The 16,996-nt window shown below is 70.3% G+C and carries 16 protein-coding genes; 6 read left to right on the top strand and 10 right to left on the bottom strand.

The features are described 5' to 3' along the window. Window positions 1-51 precede the first annotated feature (51 nt). Window positions 52-426, top strand: a complete 375-nt coding sequence (locus tag A3AG_RS0112740; protein ID WP_012357073.1) for a hypothetical protein — start codon at window positions 52-54, stop codon at window positions 424-426. An 84-nt stretch (window positions 427-510) separates the two neighbouring features. Here A3AG_RS0112740 and A3AG_RS0112735 read toward each other — a convergent pair whose 3' ends face one another. The 3 genes from A3AG_RS0112735 to A3AG_RS0112725 form a co-directional block, all read right to left on the bottom strand. Further along, the gene (locus A3AG_RS0112735) at window positions 511-1,083 is read right to left on the bottom strand and encodes a hypothetical protein (protein ID WP_018005770.1); all 573 of its coding nucleotides are present in this window, start codon (window positions 1,081-1,083) and stop codon (window positions 511-513) included. 29 nt (window positions 1,084-1,112) lie between these two features. Continuing rightward, the gene (locus A3AG_RS0112730) at window positions 1,113-2,270 is read right to left on the bottom strand and encodes an acyl-CoA dehydrogenase family protein (RefSeq protein ID WP_018005769.1); all 1,158 of its coding nucleotides are present in this window, start codon (window positions 2,268-2,270) and stop codon (window positions 1,113-1,115) included. A gap of 128 nt (window positions 2,271-2,398) precedes the next feature. Continuing rightward, window positions 2,399-4,177 carry an OPT/YSL family transporter gene (locus A3AG_RS0112725; RefSeq protein WP_018005768.1) on the bottom strand — a complete coding sequence of 593 codons (1,779 nt, stop codon included), beginning with the start codon at window positions 4,175-4,177 and terminating at the stop codon, window positions 2,399-2,401. Window positions 4,178-4,360: 183 nt separating this feature from the next. Between A3AG_RS0112725 and A3AG_RS0112720 the strand changes: the two genes are divergently transcribed. The 3 genes from A3AG_RS0112720 to A3AG_RS0112710 are packed head-to-tail and all read left to right on the top strand — an operon-like array spanning window position 4,361 to window position 6,736. Beyond that, complete coding sequence (locus tag A3AG_RS0112720; RefSeq protein ID WP_018005767.1) at window positions 4,361-6,049, top strand: FAD-dependent oxidoreductase; 1,689 nt, start codon at window positions 4,361-4,363, stop codon at window positions 6,047-6,049. Further along, window positions 6,039-6,266, top strand: a complete 228-nt coding sequence (locus A3AG_RS0112715; protein ID WP_018005766.1) for a hypothetical protein — start codon at window positions 6,039-6,041, stop codon at window positions 6,264-6,266. Before A3AG_RS0112720 ends, A3AG_RS0112715 begins: the two co-directional genes overlap by 11 nt. Beyond that, window positions 6,263-6,736: a MarR family winged helix-turn-helix transcriptional regulator gene (locus tag A3AG_RS0112710; RefSeq protein WP_018005765.1), complete on the top strand. Its 474-nt coding sequence runs from the start codon at window positions 6,263-6,265 to the stop codon at window positions 6,734-6,736. The genes A3AG_RS0112715 and A3AG_RS0112710 overlap by 4 nt, the downstream gene beginning before the upstream one ends. A gap of 4 nt (window positions 6,737-6,740) precedes the next feature. Here the strand turns inward: A3AG_RS0112710 and A3AG_RS0112705 are convergent, their stop codons facing one another. Next, window positions 6,741-7,196: a YccF domain-containing protein gene (locus tag A3AG_RS0112705; protein WP_018005764.1), complete on the bottom strand. Its 456-nt coding sequence runs from the start codon at window positions 7,194-7,196 to the stop codon at window positions 6,741-6,743. A gap of 391 nt (window positions 7,197-7,587) precedes the next feature. Here A3AG_RS0112705 and A3AG_RS0112700 point away from each other — a divergent pair, with 391 nt between their 5' ends. Further along, window positions 7,588-8,523, top strand: coding sequence for a 2-hydroxyacid dehydrogenase (locus A3AG_RS0112700; RefSeq protein WP_018005763.1), 936 nt, complete (start codon window positions 7,588-7,590; stop codon window positions 8,521-8,523). Window positions 8,524-8,533: 10 nt separating this feature from the next. Here A3AG_RS0112700 and A3AG_RS0112695 read toward each other — a convergent pair whose 3' ends face one another. From A3AG_RS0112695 to zwf, 5 genes are read right to left on the bottom strand one after another with little or no spacing between them, the layout of a single operon-like run. Beyond that, entirely contained in the window at window positions 8,534-9,862 is a 1,329-nt protein-coding gene (locus tag A3AG_RS0112695; RefSeq protein ID WP_018005762.1) for a sensor histidine kinase, read from the bottom strand. Continuing rightward, complete coding sequence (locus A3AG_RS0112690) at window positions 9,862-10,575, bottom strand: response regulator (protein ID WP_018005761.1); 714 nt, start codon at window positions 10,573-10,575, stop codon at window positions 9,862-9,864. The genes A3AG_RS0112695 and A3AG_RS0112690 overlap by 1 nt, the downstream gene beginning before the upstream one ends. Before the next feature lie 2 nt (window positions 10,576-10,577). Continuing rightward, window positions 10,578-11,591, bottom strand: a complete 1,014-nt coding sequence (glk, locus tag A3AG_RS0112685; protein ID WP_018005760.1) for a glucokinase — start codon at window positions 11,589-11,591, stop codon at window positions 10,578-10,580. A gap of 47 nt (window positions 11,592-11,638) precedes the next feature. Further along, window positions 11,639-12,319, bottom strand: a complete 681-nt coding sequence (pgl, locus tag A3AG_RS0112680) for a 6-phosphogluconolactonase (protein ID WP_018005759.1) — start codon at window positions 12,317-12,319, stop codon at window positions 11,639-11,641. A gap of 35 nt (window positions 12,320-12,354) precedes the next feature. Further along, window positions 12,355-13,812 carry a glucose-6-phosphate dehydrogenase gene (zwf, locus tag A3AG_RS0112675; protein WP_018005758.1) on the bottom strand — a complete coding sequence of 486 codons (1,458 nt, stop codon included), beginning with the start codon at window positions 13,810-13,812 and terminating at the stop codon, window positions 12,355-12,357. Window positions 13,813-14,030: 218 nt separating this feature from the next. Here zwf and edd point away from each other — a divergent pair, with 218 nt between their 5' ends. Beyond that, the gene (edd, locus tag A3AG_RS0112670) at window positions 14,031-15,878 is read left to right on the top strand and encodes a phosphogluconate dehydratase (protein WP_018005757.1); all 1,848 of its coding nucleotides are present in this window, start codon (window positions 14,031-14,033) and stop codon (window positions 15,876-15,878) included. Here edd and A3AG_RS31625 read toward each other — a convergent pair. Then, window positions 15,875-16,846: a mechanosensitive ion channel family protein gene (locus tag A3AG_RS31625; RefSeq protein WP_018005756.1), complete on the bottom strand. Its 972-nt coding sequence runs from the start codon at window positions 16,844-16,846 to the stop codon at window positions 15,875-15,877. The two genes, edd and A3AG_RS31625, sit on opposite strands and share 4 nt — an antisense overlap. Window positions 16,847-16,996 lie beyond the last annotated feature (150 nt).

Here is a 16,996-nt window from a genome sequence, read left to right as displayed (position 1 = left end):
CCCCGGGTTGACTGTATATTCGTACAGTATAAGTCGATACAAGAGGTGTGGATGTCAATCGTGCGAGCTGGCAGCAAGGCAGAAGCGCTCAGGCTTCTGGCCTCGGAAGGCGTGCTGGCGCTTGAGCTGGACTACGAGACCGGATGGCAGGACGCCGTCGAACTCGGCAGGCTCGGAGAAAAGCGCGGTATCAAGGTGCAGTACCGCGGACAAGAAAGCATCGCCGTCCGTTCCCGCGAAGCCCTGATCGAAGGGCTGGCCAAACCCAAGGCCACATTCCGTCAACGCAATCTCTATTGCCAGTTCGATCTCGGCACGCTGGCGGACCATGAACTGCTCGACCTCGAGGCCAAGGCCACGCGGCTCGGGGACTATATTCTCGCCGGCCACCTGCTGCGCGAGGTCGATGGCGTGTGGCCGCAATAAGCGGCCTGCGCGCGCCTGTTTCACCAGAACAATGAAAAAGCCGCCCTGCAGGCGGCTTTCGTTACGTTGCGCCGGTCGTCGCGATCAATGCCAGACCCGCGTCGCGCTGGCCCAGCGCGCCGCGGATGACTGCGCCACCGGCGCGTCGATGAGCGCGTTGGCGGCATCGTCTGCCGGCGCCGCCGCGGCGCTCTCCAGCGCGGTGCGCCACAGCACCGCCGACACCAGCGTCTTGCACTGGCGGCGCTCGCCATGCGCCAGCGCCAGCAGCCGCTCGTAGCCGTCGATCACGATCAGCCGGTCGCCACGGCGCGGCTGCAGCGTGAGCGTAAACAGGTGGTCGCACTCGCACTGCATGCTACCGCCGCTGACCGCCACCACGATGGCGCCGGGCAAGGCGATGCCGCTGCCCTGCACCTCAGTGCGCAGCCGCGCCAGGTGGGCCTGCACGCGCGGGTCGGGGGTGGCGCCGACGCCGGCCGCCAGCTGGGCCGGCAGCGCGCAGAGCGCGATCAGCTCGGCCGGCGACACCGCCAGCGTGTACGCCTGCAGCGTGGGGCGATACGTCGCCACCACCGCGCGCAGCCGGTGCGGCGCGCCGTCATCATGTCCTGCCTGCGGCGCACCGTCGCGCCCGCGGTATTGCATCGTGTCCATGTCGCTCCTGCCACGCGGGCCGTTGGGGGTCAGTCGCGCAGCAGGTGCTTGGCGATGATCATCTGTTGGATCTGCGTAGTGCCCTCGTACAGGCGCAGCAGGCGCACATCGCGGTAGAAGCGCTCGGCCTTGTACTCGGCGATATAGCCCGCGCCGCCGTGGATCTGCACCGCACGGTCGGCGACGCGGCCCACCATCTCGGTACAGAACATCTTGGTGCAGGAGGCCAGCACGCTGACTTCCGGATCGCTCTTGCCGGCGGGCTTGGCGTCGTAGCGCTGGGCACAGTCGCGCACCATCGACAGGCCCGCGTAGAGTTCGGCCTGGCTGTCGGCCAGCATCGCCTGGATCAGCTGGAAGTCGCCGATCGGGCGGCCGAACTGCTTGCGCTCCTTGGCATACGCCACGGCGTCGGTGATGAGCCGGTGCGCCATGCCGCAGGCCAGCGCCGACAGGTGCAGGCGGCCGCGGTCGAGCACCTTCATGGCGGTCTTGAAGCCCACCCCCGGCACGCCGCCGATGATGTTGGCGGCCGGCACGCGCACGTTCTCGAGCACCACGTCGCAGGTCTTGGTGCCGCGCTGGCCCATCTTCTTGTCGGGCTTGCCCAGCGAGATGCCCGGGGTGTCGGCCGGCACGATGAAGGACGAGATGCCGCCGGCGCCCGGGCCACCGGTGCGCGCCATCAGCGTGAAGGCGCCCGCGCGCGGCGCGTTGGTGATGAAGCGCTTGGTGCCGTTGATGACGTAGTGGTCGCCGTCCAGCTCCGCTCGGGTCTGCAGCGAGGCCGCATCGGAGCCGGCGTTGGGCTCGGTCAGCGCGAACGAGATGATCATCTCGCCGCTGGCGATGCGCGGCAGGTATTGCTGCTTCTGTTCCTCGGTGCCATCCATCAGGATGCCCTGCGAACCGATGCCGACGTTGGTGCCGAATACCGAGCGGAAGGCGAACGCGGTATGGCCGAGGTCGTACACCACATCGCATTCCTGCGACATCGACAGGCCGATGCCGCCGTAGTTCTCGGGGATGGAGATGCCGAACAGCCCCATCTCCTTCATGTCGGCGACGATGTCGGCGGGCACGTCGTCAGTTTCCTCCAGCGTGTCTTCGGCGGGCTTCAGGCGTTCGTCGATGAAGCGCTGCACCGAGGCGCGCAGCAGGGCAAAGGATTCTTGGTCTAGGGCCATGGTGATTCTCCGGGTCAAGCCAGTATGTCAGTCTGGCCGCCTATGGTACGCCGGTGGGGCGATTTGACAATCCACTGGATCTTGGACAGAAGCGTCAGCCAAATTTGACAATTGGCCGCGTCATGCTCTCACGGGACCAACAGCAAGCCGGCCATGCCGATGCCAAGCGCCGCCAGCGCATCGCCCGCAATCAGCCCCCCGCCCAGCAGCGACGCGGTGTTCATGTCGCGCGGCAAGCCTTGCCGGCGCACCCCGTGTGCGCCGACCACGCCGCCCACGCTGGCCAGCACACCGCCCGCCGCCATCCATGCCGCCGCCGCCAGGTTGACGAAACCGCCGAACGACGAAGCATAGGGCGAAGGCAGGATCACGGCATCGAGCATGAAATCCGCCGCCTGCCCGCCCCGTCCGGAACGCGCAAAGCGCTGCCACGCGGGATGGCCGAGGATGGCGCGGCGCAACAGCGCCGTCGCCAGCCCGATCGCCAGGCCCGCCCCAACCGCAAGGTACTGGCCGGTGCGGTCCTGCGACAGGCCATGGAGCACGCCCACGATCTTGTAGGTCATGGCCGAAGTCCAGCGCGCCGGCTGCTGGTCGGCCGGCAGGGTGGTCTGGTCCAGCGCCAGCACCGGATAGGCCTGCAGGAACAGCCGCGCCATCGCCACCGCGACCAGTGCGCCGACCACGATGCCCGCCACCTGGTAGCCGAACTGCACCATGCGGTCGCTGCCCAGGCGCCAGCCGGTGGAGCGGTCCTGCTGCATGTCGCTGGCTTCGGCCGTAGCCACCAGCAATACCGTGGCGGCGATCAGGCCCACCTGCGGCGCGCGCAGGCCGGCGCCCGCCATCACGATCACCGACAGCACGAACGCCGATGAAATCGGATTCTGGTCGACCATGCCGACCGAGATGCCGTTGACCAGCGCGAACACCAGCGCCAGCAGCACGGCAATCAGCTGGAAGGCCAGCGGCTGCCCGAACCACGTCACGCCCGCCGCCACCGTGGCACCGCCCCACAGCAGCGCCCACGCCGCCACCCAGCCCATGCCGGGCCCGCGCCGCGGCGCGCTCGGCTGCTGGCGCTGCGTGCGCCAGCGCCGCCAGGCCTGCGCCAGCAGTTGCGCCAGGTCGACCACAGCCGCGCCCATGATCATGCCAAGCGCCACCAGGAACGTGGCCTTGCGGTACGGCTCGCCCGGCGCGAGACAGCCGGCGTCGATAAACCACGGCGTCATGGCCCAGCCGGCCAGCCCGCCCACCAGCGCGGCAACGCCCACGCGCGCGCCGACGATCATGCCCGCGCCGAAAGTGGCCGCGGACAGGTCCAGCGCCGCCAGCCCCGGCACCCGCCCGGCCCCCAGCCCGCTGGCCAGGCCCAGCACCATGCCGCCGCCAAGCCGCGCCACCGAGCGCCGCAGCAGCGCCGGATCGGTCAGCGCGCGAAGGATGTTGGCCACAGCCAGCCCCGAGGGAAAGGTCAGCTGCATGCGGTCCACCAGCAGCGGCGTGTACAGCATGCCCACCCCCACCCCGAACATGCCGATGCACAGCAGGTACAGCACCAGCTGCCACAGTGGCGGCTGCGCCATGCCGAGCCACGCCATCGCCTGCAGCACCACCGCCATGCCGCCCATGCCCGCCACCGACGCCGCCGCGGTCTGGATGTAGTTGGCGCCATGGCGGCCGGACGCGCCATAGCCGGCCGTCACCACCGAGCCCAGGATGCCCGCCAGCACCTGCCCGCCGACAAAGAAGCCCAGCGAGAAATTCATGTATGCCGCGGCGACGCCACCGAGCGGACCCAGCACCAGCATGCCGGCCGCGCCCAGCATCAGGTGGTATTGCCAGCTGCCCGGCGATGGCAGCCAGGCCGCGCGCGGCGCGGCATCGGAGGGCAGGACGGGCATGGCGCGGCCCCTTCAGCGGAACAGTGTGCCTGTTGCGAAGCATAGGCGAAGGGCCTGGGTGCGGCGGCTGCTTTGCGTTACCGCCGTGCCGGCCCCGGCCGGCGGGGTTTACACTAGTTTCGCACGCAACTATTTGGGCGATATAGTTGCGCCCACAACCACCCCCGCAGACCCTTGCCCGCCATGCCAGACCTGCCCGCCCCGCGCCTGCCGGTGCCGCCCGCACCCCCACCCGCTTCGTCCCGCCCCTGGCCGCAGCGCATCCCGGTGCTGATCGCCGGCGGCGGCCCGGTCGGCCTGACCCTGGCCGCGCTGCTGGCGCGCCAGGGCATTGCCGCGCTGGTGGTGGAAGCCGACGACGGCTACTGCGCCGGCAGCCGCGCGATCTGCATGGCACGGCGCTCGCTGGAAATCCTGGGCTGGGCGGGCGCCGACCGGGCCACCGTCGCGACCGGCCTGCCCTGGGTCGGCGGGCGCAGCTATTACCGCGACACGGAAGTGCTGCACTTCCAGATGCCGAGCGAGCCGGGCGAGCGCTTTGCGCCGATGGTCAATATCCAGCAGTACTACCTGGAGGCCTTCGCCCACGATGCCGCGCTGCGCGGCGCGTCGCCCGCCGAGGTGCGCTTCGGCGCGCGCTTGCGGACGCTGCGCCAGCACGCCGGCGGCGTGGTCGCCGGGATCGAGACCGGGGCCGGCGCGGTGGAGGTCGATGCGCAATGGCTGGTGGCTTGCGACGGCGGTCGCAGCACGGTGCGCGAGCAACTGGGCCTGCGCATGGAAGGCACGCAGTACGAAGGCCGCTACGTGATCGTCGATATCGTGCAGAAGACGCGGCGCGAGGTAGAGCGGCTGGCCTGGTTCGACCCGCCCTCAAACCCCGGCTCGACCCTGCTGATGCACCGGCAGCCCGACGACGTCTGGCGCATCGACTACCAGCTCCGCGACGACGAAGACCCCGACGAGGCGGTCAGGCCCGAGAACGTGCTGCCGCGCGTGCAGAGCCACCTCGACATGATCGGCGAGACCGAGCCGTGGCGGCCGCTGTGGATCTCCATGTACAACGCCAAGTGCCTGACCCTGCGGGACTATCGCCATGGCCGCATCCTGTTCGCCGGCGACGCCGCGCACCTGGTGCCGATCTTTGGCGTGCGCGGGCTCAATTCGGGACTGGACGATGCCGGCAACCTGGCGTGGAAGCTGGCCTGGGTGCTGCGCGGCCAGGCCAGCGACAGCCTGCTCGATAGCTACTCCGCCGAACGGCTGCACGCCACGCGCCAGAACCTTGCCTACGGCGCCAAGAGCACCGAGTTCATGGCGCCGCCAGACTTCGCCTTCAGGCTGATGCGCGAGGCTACGCTGCGGCTGGCGCCATCCGAGCCGGCGGTGCGTTCGCTGATCAATCCGCGGCAGTCGGCACCGGTTGCCTATGCCGATTCGGCGCTGAACGGTCCGAGCGACTTCGGCGCCGACTGCCCGGGCGCTGCGCCCGGCGTGCCGGCGCCGGAGATGCGCGTGGACGGCCCGGACGGCATCCGCCATCTGACGCAATGCTTCGGGCAGCGTTTCACGATGCTGTGGTTCCGGCACGGCGCCGACCGGCCGGCGCTGCCCGAACAGCTGGCCGCGCTGGCGCAGGAACATCCGCAAGCGCTGCAAGCGTACCAGGTGGTCAGCGGCACCCCGGCCGGCGCCGCCGCGCTGGCCGACGTCGACGGCCAGGCCCACGCCCGCTATGGTGCAAGCCCCGGCACGCTGTACCTGATCCGGCCCGATGGCTACGTGCTGGCACGCTGGCGCGAACCGTCATGGGACGCCGTGCGCGCCACCCTCGCCCCCCTGCTGCAAACCGGAGCCCGCCATGCAAGCTGAAGACCTCGACCAGGCCTATACCCGACTGTGCGAAGCCATGGGACGCACCGGCGAGGCCCGTGCGCCCCTGCTGCTGGCGATGGTATGCCTGGGCCTGATGAGCCGGCAGCCAGCGCTGGCGCCGGTGCTGGCGCTGATCGACGAAGCCGAGGCGCGCAGCCGCCAAGAGGCCGCCGGCGGCTCTACAATGCCGACGCCCGAAACGGAAACGCCATGAAGCCACTGCCACGCCTCGAACAGTTCCTGAGCTACCGCCTGCACCAGGTCAACAAGCTCAGCGACAAGGACAGCGCCGCCGCCTACCTGGAGCAATGCGGGCTGCTGCTCAGCGAGGGCCGCTGCCTGGCCGCGATCGGCGCCTTCGCGCCGCTGTCGGTCAACGCCCTGGCACAGCGTGCCAACCTGACCAAGGGCCAGGCCAGCCGCTCGGCGCAGGCGCTGGTGGCGCGCGGGCTGGTCAGCAAGGAGGCCAGCGCGGCCGACGGGCGCGGCGTGGTGCTGTCGCTGACCGCGCAGGGCAGGCCGCTGTACCGGCAGGCGATCGCCATGATCGCCCGGCGCAATGAGGAGATTTTTGGCTGCCTGAGCGAAGCCGAACAGGCGCTGCTGGGCGACCTGCTAGACCGGCTGGTGGCCCACGCCGGCCAGCAGGACGGGGAAGGTCCCGACGACGACGCGGACGCCTGAGCGCTCAGCGGCGCAACTGGTCCACCTGGGCGCGGGCGCCGTCGCGGCGCGCGGCCTCCGCCAACTCGTTGCTGACCACGGTCTGGCCGATCGGCGCCAGTGCGATGCCGGCCAGCTTCAGGTGCTGGATCGCGAACGGGATGCCGATGATGGTGACGAAGTTGGCCACCGCCGCCATGACATGGCCGATGGCCAGCCACACGCCGGCAAAGACAAACCACAGCACATTGCCCACCAGCCCCAGCGCGCCGGTGCCGACATCGTCGCGCCCGGTCAGTTCGCGCCGGCTGATGGCCTGCTTGCCGAACGGAAAAAAGGTGAAGCTGCCGATCACGAAGCAGGCCTTGCCCCAGGGAATGCCGATGATCGAAATGAAGGCCAGCAGCCCTGCCAGCCACCAGGCCAGGCCCATCGCCACGCCGCCAAGGATGAACCAGAGGAAGTTGCCGATCGCGCGCATGCTGTCGTTGCACCAGTGAGAAGAGGAACACGCATGATACGCAATGGCGTCGCGCCGGCACGGCGGCAAGGCGGTCTGCGCGGCCAAGGCGTACCCGTTTCTGCGTGCTGCGGGCGGGTCCGGCCAAGGCTGCTATGCGAGCCCGGTTGACCCGCGATAACGCTGGATTTACCTGCGCAACCCGCGCACTCGACCCGTCGCATTCCTGGCCTGCCGGTGCAAAGCGTACCCGTTTCTGCGTATCCGATGGATGGCCTGTCGCATTCGGCAAGCCTGGTGCCGCGGCGCTAGAATGTGCCCCTGCCGTGGTCCGCGCCCGTATCAGCCCACCTGCTGCCAACCATGGCGGCGGCCCGCACTTACCGCCACCTTTCCGCTCCACTGCCCCGCCATGAAGCCCACGCTGTTGATCCTGACCCAGGTCTCTCCTCATCACCGCGATGCCATTGCGGCAGTTTTCGACATCCTCTATGCGCCCGATGCCGCAAGCCGTGCCGATCAGCTCGCCACCCATGGCGAGCGCATCCGCGCGGTACTGACCATCGGCTCCACCGGCCTGAGCGCTGCCGACATCGACGCGATGCCGGCACTGGAACTGGTGTGCGCGCTGGGCGCGGGATTCGAGAACATTGCCGTGGCGCACGCCCGCGCGCGCGGCATCGTCGTGGCCAATGGCGCTGGCACCAACGACAGCTGCGTCGCCGACCACGCCTTCGCGCTGCTGCTGGCGACCGTGCGCGCGGTGCCGCAACTGGACGCGGCCACGCGCGCCGGCACCTGGCGCACCGCGCTGCCGCTGCGGCCCAATGTGTCGGGCAAGCGGCTGGGTATCGTCGGCCTCGGCACTATCGGCCGGCGCATCGCGCGGCGCGGCGAGGGCTTCGACCTGGAGATCGGCTATCACAACCGCACGCCGCGCGGTGACGCCGGCTACCGCTATTTCGACAACATCGGCGCACTGGCCGAATGGGCGGATTACCTGGTAGTGGCCACGCCGGGCGGGCCCGACACCCGCCACCTGGTGGATGCCAGGGTATTGGCGGCACTGGGCCCCGCCGGCTTCCTGGTCAATATCGCGCGCGGCAGCGTGGTCGACACCGAGGCGCTGGCGAGCGCGCTGCGCGCTGGCCAGCTTGGCGGCGCGGGGCTGGATGTCTATGAGAGCGAGCCCGAGCCGCCCTCGATCTTGCTCGACTGCCCCAACGTGGTCCTGACGCCCCACGTCGCGGGCTGGTCGCCCGAGGCGATTGCTGCCTCGGTGGCGCAGTTTCTCGAGAATGCGCGGCGGCATTTTGCCGGGCAACAGGTGTTGACGCCGGTGGCCTGAGCAGCGGCGCTCAGGCCTGCCGGAACACCACCCTGACCCGCAAGCCAGGCCCCGCATCCTCGAGCACCACCCGCGCGCCGTGCGACTGCGCGATCTCGGCGACGATGGCCAGCCCCAGGCCGCTGCCGCCGGTCGGGGCATCGGCCACGCGATAGAAGCGGTCGAACACGCGCGCGCGCTCTTGCGCGGGGATGCCGGGTCCGTTGTCGCTGACCACCAGTTCCACGCTCCGGCCGTCGGCGCCGCGCCGCACCGCCACGTCGATGCGACCGCCGGCCGGGATGTATGCGAGCGCGTTGTCCAGCAGGTTGGTCAGCAGGATGCGCAACGCATCGGCGTCGCCGCGTACCACCGCGGGGGTGGCGTCGGCGCTGCCGTCCAGGCCCAAGTCGATGTCGCGATCGAGCGCGGCCTGGGCCATCTCCGCGACCACGGCCGCGGCCAGTTGATGCAGCTCCACCGGTTCGTGCGGGGGCACGGCCGCGCCCGGTTCCTGCCGCGCCAGCGTCAGCAGCTGGGTGACCAGGTGGGTGAGCCGCTCCAGCCCCTGGCGCAGCTTGGCGATGGCTTCGTCGCGCGCGGCGCCGTCGTCGGCCCGCTCGACCAGTTGGGCCTGCAGCTGCAGCGCGGTCAGCGGCGTGCGCAGCGCGTGCGCGGCATCGGCGACGAAGGCGCGCTGGGTGTCGATGGCATGCGAGAGCCGCGCCAGCAGCTGGTTCAGCGCCGCGCTCAGCGGCGCGATTTCGTCGGGCATCGGGCGCACCGCCAGCGGCGCCAGCGTGTTGGCGTCGCGCGCGCGCACCTCGGTGGCGATCTCGCGCAGCGGGCGCAGGCCGCGGCCCACCGCCATCCACACCAGCCAGCCCAGCAGCGGCAGCAACAGCAGCAGTGGCGCCACGGTGCGCAGCGCCATGCGCGCGGCCAGCGTGCGGCGCGCGCTCATCGGCTGCGCGATCTGCACCACGGCGGGACCCAGCTGCATGCTGTACAGCCGCCATTCGCCCTGCTGCGTGGTCACGTTGGAGAACCCCAGCTCGGCGCGCGCGGGCAGTGCCGGGTGCGAGTGCGACAAATAAAGGCTGCGCCCGGAGCCGTCCCAGATATGGATCACCACATCCTCGTCGGCATGCCCGAGGTCGCCGGGCGCGCCGACGAAGGGCGGCGCCAGCGGATTGGCGAACTGGCTCGGCAGCGCCGCCGCCATCTGCTTCATCTGGTAGTCGAACAGCGCGTTGGCCTCCTGCCGCGCCTGCCCGTAGATCAGCGCGGTGGCGATGGCGATGCCGGCCACCAGCCCGGCCGCCAGCCACCCCAGCAGCGTTCGCTGGATCGAGCGCATCAGCCGCCCTCCCCGTCGCCATGCGCCGCCGCTTCGCTGTCCAGGCGCGGCACCACATAGCCCACGCCGCGGATATTGCGGATCAGCGCCGCGCCGAACTTCTTGCGCAGCGCGTGGATATAGACCTCGACCGTGTTGCTGCCGACTTCGTCGTCCCAGCCATAGAGCCGCTCCTGCAGCTGCGGCACCGACCACACCTTGCCGGGGCGCGCCATCAGCGCCGACAGCAGCGCGAATTCGCGCGCCGACAGCCGCACCGGTTCGCCGCGGCAGGTGGCTTCGCGCGTGGCGGGATTGAGCACGATGTCGCCATAGGTGACCAGCGGTTCGGCGCGCCCGGCGGCGCGCCGTGCCAGCGCATGCATGCGCGCAGCCAGTTCCTGCAGGTCAAAGGGCTTGACCAGGTAATCATCGGCGCCGGCATTGAGCCCGGCGACACGGTCGGCGACGGCGTCGCGCGCGGTCAGGATCAGCACCGGCGTGGGCACGCCGCGCGCCCGCAGCGCGCGCAGCACCTCCAGGCCGGGGCGGCGCGGCAACCCCAGGTCGAGCAGGATCAGGTCGTAGCACGCCTGGCCGTCCGCCGCGGTGCTGGCCGCCGCCAGGCCCGCATCGCCGTCGCGTACCCAATCGACGGCAAAGCCTTCCTGGCGCAGCGCCAGCTTGACGCCCTCGCCGATCATGGCGTCGTCTTCGACCAGCAGCACGCGCATGGCTAGGCGTTCCCGGCCGTGCCGCCAAGGCGTTCGGCCAGCGCTTGCGCCAGCCCTGCCAACGCCGGATGGCTGGCGGTGATGACATGGACCGGCACCGCCTCGAGCCAGCCGCGCATGCGGCCCTTGGCGACAAAGCGCTCGGCGAACACCGAATCCCGCAGCGCCGGCACGAAGCGCGGCAGGATGCCGCCGCCCAGGTACACCCCGCCGCGCGCACCGATGACCAACGCGACATCGGCCGCGACCGAGCCCAACAGCCCGAAGAACACCGCCATGGCGCGCTGGCACAGCGGGTCGTTGCGCTCGAGCGCGCCGGCGGTGACCTGCGCCGGCTGCAGCGGCGCAAGCAAAAGCGTACCCGTTTCTGCGGCCAGCGCGGCATGGATATGCGACAGGCCGCTGCCGCTCAGCAGCCGCTCGGCCGAGACCCGGCCGACGTTGCGATGGGCCGCGCGCCAGGCGATCCATTCGTCGTCGGTGTCGGGCATCAGCTCGATATGGCCGCCTTCGCCCGCCAGCGCCACCGCCTGCCCGCCCGGCGCCGGCACCAGACCGGAAACACCCAGCCCGGTGCCGGGCCCGATCAGCGCCAGCGGCGCGGTGCGCACCGCGCTGCCGGCGCGCACCTGGGCCAGGCCGTCGGCGGGCAGGTGCGGCAGGGCCAGCGCCAGCGCGGTGAAGTCGTTGATGGCCACCAGCGTCTGCAGCCCCAGCGCGCGCCGCATGCCGTCGATCGAGAAGGTCCAGTTGTGGTTGGTCAGCCGGACCTGGTCGCCGGTCACCGGATTGGCCAGGCCGATCGCCGCATGGCGCGGCATGGGCTGGCGCGCGCCGGCCAGGCCGTCGAGATACTGGCGCAGCGCGGCCTCCAGCGACGGAAAATCCGCCACCTTCAGCGCCGTCACGGGCCCGATCCGCATCGGCGCGGTCTCCAGCGCAAAGCGCACGTTGGTGCCGCCTACATCGCCGAGCAGGCGGGGGAAGTCAGCGGAGAAGGATGCGGTAGTGGCCATGGCTGCGGATCTCGTTCCTCGCGGAAAAATGGGACCAGGGGCGGCGCTCAGGTCCTGAACACGTCAAGCCCGTGCCGGTGCCGCGACAGCACCAGGCTCACCGGCAATGACGGCGTGGGGCCCTGCAGCGCGCGCTCCAGCACCGCGGCCTTGGCCGCGCCGGAGACGGACAGGAACACGCGCTCGGCGGCCAGCAGCGCGGCCAGGTTCAGCGTGATGCGCGCATGCGGCGCCACCGACGGACGAGTGATGACGTAGCCCGGCTGCGGCTCGCTCAGCGCGTCCTGCAGTTCGGGCGCATCCGGGAACAGCGAGGCGGTATGGCCGTCCTCGCCCATGCCCAGCACCACCACGTCGGGCTGGCGGAACGCGGCGTTGGCGCGCGCCAACGCCTGCGCGGGCGAGGCGGCGTCCTGCGCATCGGCAATCAGCGGCACGAAGGCGGCACTGGCCGCGGCCTCGCGCAGCAGGTGGGCGCGCACCAGCGCGGCATTGCTGTCGGCGTGGTCGGGCGGCACCACGCGTTCGTCGACCAGCGTGATGGTCACCGCTTCCCAGCGCACGTGCCGGTGGCGCAGCCGCTCGAACATCGCCACCGGCGAGCGCCCGCCCGAGACCGCCAGCACCGCCCAGCCCTTGACCCGCACGGCGAGCTCGAGCGCATTGCCGATCGATATCGCCAGGGCCTCGGCCTGGTCCATCGGCGTGGGATGTTCAAACAGGCGCATGCCGGCCTCCTTTGCAGTGATGCGAGCCGATGGCTCTAGGCTTCTTCGTGCCACAGGCCGCCGTCGCGCGACATCAGCGCCGACGACGCCGCCGGCCCCCAGGTGCCGGCGGTATAGGGCTTGGGCGGGACCGTGCTGGCTTCCCAGGTGTCGATGATGGGCTCGACCCAGCGCCACGCCTGCACCTGCTCGTCGCGGCGCACGAACAGGCCCAGCCGGCCGCGGATCACGTCCAGCAGCAGCCGTTCATAGGCGCCGGCGCGGCGCACCTTGAACGAGTTGGCGAAGTCCAGGTCGAGCGAGGTGGGCGTCAGTTCCAGCGTATCGCCCGGCTGCTTGACCAGGCAGTACAGGCGGATGCTTTCCTCGGGCTGCAGCTGGATCACCAGCCGGTTCTGCGGCGACTGTGTCAGCGGCCGCGGGAAGATCGCGTGCGGCACGTCGCGGAAGTGGATCACGATCTCGGCCACGCGCGACTGCATGCGCTTGCCGGTGCGCAGGTAGAACGGCACGCCTTCCCAGCGCCAGTTGGCGATCTCGGCCTTGATCGCGACAAAGGTCTCGGTACGGCTGTCCGGCGCGATGCCCTCTTCCTCCAGGTAGCCCGGCACCGGCTTGCCGCCGATCGCGCCGGAGCGGTACTGGCCGCGCACGGTCTTCTCGGCCACGTCCTGCGGCGTGATCGGCCTGAGCGCCTTCAGAATCTTGATCTTCTCGTCGCGGATGGCGTCTTCGCTCAAGCTGGCAGGGGGCTCCATGGCCACCATGCACAACAGCTGAAGCAGGTGGTTCTGCACCATGTCGCGCAGCGCGCCGGTGCGGTCGTAGAAATCGCCGCGCGTTTCCACGCCGAGTTCTTCGGCGATGGTGATCTGCACGTCCTGCACCCATTCGCGGCGCCACAGCGGCTCGAACAGCGCGTTGCCGAAGCGGATCGCCATCAGGTTCTGCACCGACTCCTTGCCCAGGTAATGGTCGATGCGGTAGATCTGCTCTTCGGCAAAGAACTTGGCCACCGCGGAGTTGATCGCTTCGTTCGATTCCAGGTCATGGCCCAGCGGCTTTTCCAGCACGATGCGGACGTTGGGCGCGTGGCGCGTGTTCAGCCCGGTGCGCGCCAGCTGTTCGCAGATCGACACGAACAGGTGCGGCGCGGTGGCGAGATAGCACACCACCACCTCGGGCTTGCGCGACAGCACCTGCCCGGCCAGCGCATCGAAGTGCGCCGGCACGCGTGCATCGGCCTGCACGTAGACGATGCGTGCGCAGAACCTGTCCCATGACTCGGGCGGCGCATGGGCCAGCGCGGGACGCACGGTCTGTTCCAGCGAGGCGATGTAGTCCGCGCTCGACATCGGCTGGCTGCCGGTGGCGAGGATGCGCGCCGCCGGATGCAGCAGCCCCGCGTGGTGCGCATCGAACAGGGACGGCAGCAGCTTGCGCCGCGCCAGGTCGCCGGTGCCGCCGAACAGCACCATGTCGAAATCAGGCATGCTCACCCTGCGCTCCTTGAGGATTCGAGTTGTCGCGGCCGGCGCGCGATGGCCGGCCGGAGTAGCGGCCAGTTTACGTGAGTCGCTACGGCTTGGCGAGGCAAGCGTACCCATTTCTGCGTGGTTCGCGCCGGGACCCGGCTGGCCACCAGCACGCCTGCGCCGTGCAGGGCCCGGCAAAGTGCGCTAGGCTGAAAGCTCCCCCGCAGGAGAACCCCATGCCACGTCATCCAGTGCTCGAGCGGGTCACCGCCCGCATCGTCTCCCGCAGCACCGCCTCGCGCCAGGCGTATCTTGACCGCACCCGCGCCATGGCCGGGCACAAGGTCGAACGCGCGCAGCTTTCCTGTACCAACCTCGCCCACGCGGTGGCCGCCATGCCGGACGCCGCCAAGATCCGGCTCAAGGCCGACGAGCGGCCCAACCTGGCCATCGTCTCGGCCTACAACGACATGCTGTCCGCGCACCAGCCGCTGGCGGCGTTCCCGCAATGGCTCAAGGAAGCGGCGCTCGACGCCGGCGGCACCGCGCAGTTTGCCGGCGGCACGCCGGCGATGTGCGACGGCGTCACGCAGGGCCAGGACGGCATGGACCTGTCGCTGTTCTCGCGCGACGTGATCGCGCTGGCCACGGCGGTGGCGCTGTCGCACCAGATGTTCGATGGCGCGCTGTACCTGGGCGTGTGCGACAAGATCGTGCCCGGCCTGGTGATGGGCGCGCTGTCCTTCGGCCACCTGCCCGCGGTGTTCGTTCCCGGCGGGCCCATGACCACCGGCATCAGCAATGACGAGAAGGCGCATACGCGACAGCTCTATGCCGAAGGCAAGATCGGCCGCAAGGAGCTGCTCGAGGCCGAAACCCGCTCCTACCACGGACCGGGCACCTGCACCTTTTACGGCACCGCCAACTCCAACCAGATGCTGATGGAAATGATGGGCCTGCATCTGCCGGGCACGGCCTTCATCAATCCCAACACGCCGCTGCGCGAGGCGCTCACGCGCGAGGCCGCGCGCCAGGCGCTGAAGCTTGTTCACGGCGGCGAGCGCTATACGCCGGTGGCCGAGGTGCTGGACGAGCGCGCCTTCGTCAACGGCATCGTCGGGCTGCTGGCCACCGGCGGCTCCACCAACCATACGCTGCACCTGATCGCGATGGCACGCGTGGCCGGCATCGTGCTGAGCTGGGACGATTTCGACGAGCTGTCGGCGGTGGTGCCGCTGCTGGCGCGCGTGTACCCCAATGGCAAGGCCGACGTGAACCAGTTCCAGGCCGCCGGCGGGCTGCCGGTGGTGATCCGCGGCCTGCTCGCACTCGGTCTGCTGCATGACGACGTCACCACCGTCGTCGGCCAGGGCCTGCAGGACTACACGCGCGAGCCGGTGCTGCGCGACGGCAAGCTGACGTGGATCGACGGCCCCGCCGCGCCGCTCGACGACAGCATCGTGCGCGGCGCCGAGGCGCCCTTTGCCCCGGACGGCGGCATCAAGCTGCTCGACGGCAAGCTCGGCCGCGCGGTGATCAAGACCTCCGCGGTCAAGCCCGAGCACCAGGTGGTGCAGGCGCCGGCGATCGTGTTCGCGCATCAGGACGACGTGCTGCACGCCTTCAAGCGCGGCGAGCTGGAGCGCGACTTCGTTGCGGTGCTGCCATGGCAGGGCCCGGCCGCGTGCGGCATGCCGGAGCTGCACAAGCTCACGCCCGCGCTGACGGTGCTGCAGGACCGAGGCTTCCACGTCGCGCTGGTCACCGACGGACGCATGTCGGGCGCATCGGGCAAGGTCCCGGCCGCCATCCACGTCTGCCCGGAAGCGCTGCGTGGCGGCGCGATCGCGCGCGTGCGCAGCGGCGACATGATGCGCGTCGACGCGACCGCGGGCACGCTCGACGTGCTGGTGTCCGACGACGAATGGCAGGCGCGCACGCCCGCGCGCCCTGACCTCGGCGCCAACCGCCATGGCGTCGGCCGCGACCTGTTCGCGACCTTCCGCCGCCAGGTCAGCACGGCAGAAAGCGGGGCCTGCACGCTGTTCTCGGACGAGGGCGAGGCACAGGACGCGCGCGGCTAGCCCGGCTGGCGCGCGGGCTGGCGCGAGGGCTGGTGCGAGGGCTGGTGCGAGGGCTGGCGCGATGACGGAGCGGCCGGCCGCGGCGCAGAAGTCGGCGCGCCGTCGGCTACCTTGACCGCGTCCGGCACCGACGACGAACCCGGCACGTGCAGCTCCTGGATCGGCACCGCCAGCTTGCTGCCGGCCTGCTCCAGCACCTGCTTGATGCGCTCATAGAATGCGAAGCGCACGTTCCAGTAATCGTCGTTCGAGGTCCAGTAACGCACGTTCAGCGTAATGCCCTGCTGCGTGTAGTTGACCACCATGGTTTCGGCGGCGGGCTCGGCCAGCAGCCGCGGCTCGCGCGCCAGCATCGCGCGCAGCGCTTCCAGGCTGCGCTGCACGTCGCTGTCGAAGGTCACCGTGGCCTCGATGTCCGCGCGCCGCGTGGCGTTCTCGCTGTAGTTGGTGATGGCGCTGCCCCACAGCTTGCCGTTGGGCACGCGCAGGCAGACGCCGTCGAAGGTGGTCAGCTCGGTCATGAAGAGCCCGGTCTCGCGCACCGTGCCGGCGATGCCCTGCGCATCGATGTACTGGCCCACGCGGAACGGGCGCAGCAGCACCAGCATGATGCCGGCGGCAATGTTCTGCAGCGTGCCCTGCAGCGCCAGCCCGATCGCCAGGCCGGCGGCGCCCAGCATGGCGATGATGCTGGCGGTCTGCACGCCGAACTGCGACAGCACCAGCACGATGGTCAGCACGCGCACCATCCACTGCAGCGCGTTCGCCAGCAGCGGGCGCATGGTGGCATCGACATGGGTGCGGCCCAGCGCTGCGCGCGCCGCGGTGCCGACGCGGCCCGACAGCCACCAGCCGATCATCAGGATCAGGATGGCCGCCAGGCAGTTCATGCCCTGGTTGATGGCGAAGCGGACCAGGTAGGACCAGCCCGCCTCAAGCTGGTCGGCATCGATGAAGTTGAGATCCATGGGAGCGGCTCCGTTTGCGGTTGTTGTCAGGGTTGTCGACGGTGCTGGCCTGGGGCGGCGATGCGTACCCGTTTCTGCGTGCCGTGGCAGCACTCCGGATGGACTTGCCGGAACGCCGGACGCGGGATCACGTTTGACAAATTCATGAAC

This window comes from Cupriavidus neocaledonicus (assembly GCF_000372525.1).
In the GTDB taxonomy this organism is placed as follows: Bacteria; Pseudomonadota; Gammaproteobacteria; order Burkholderiales; family Burkholderiaceae; genus Cupriavidus; species Cupriavidus neocaledonicus.
Note: the sequence above shows the minus strand (reverse complement) of the source record. Positions and strands in the feature narration are given on the sequence as shown.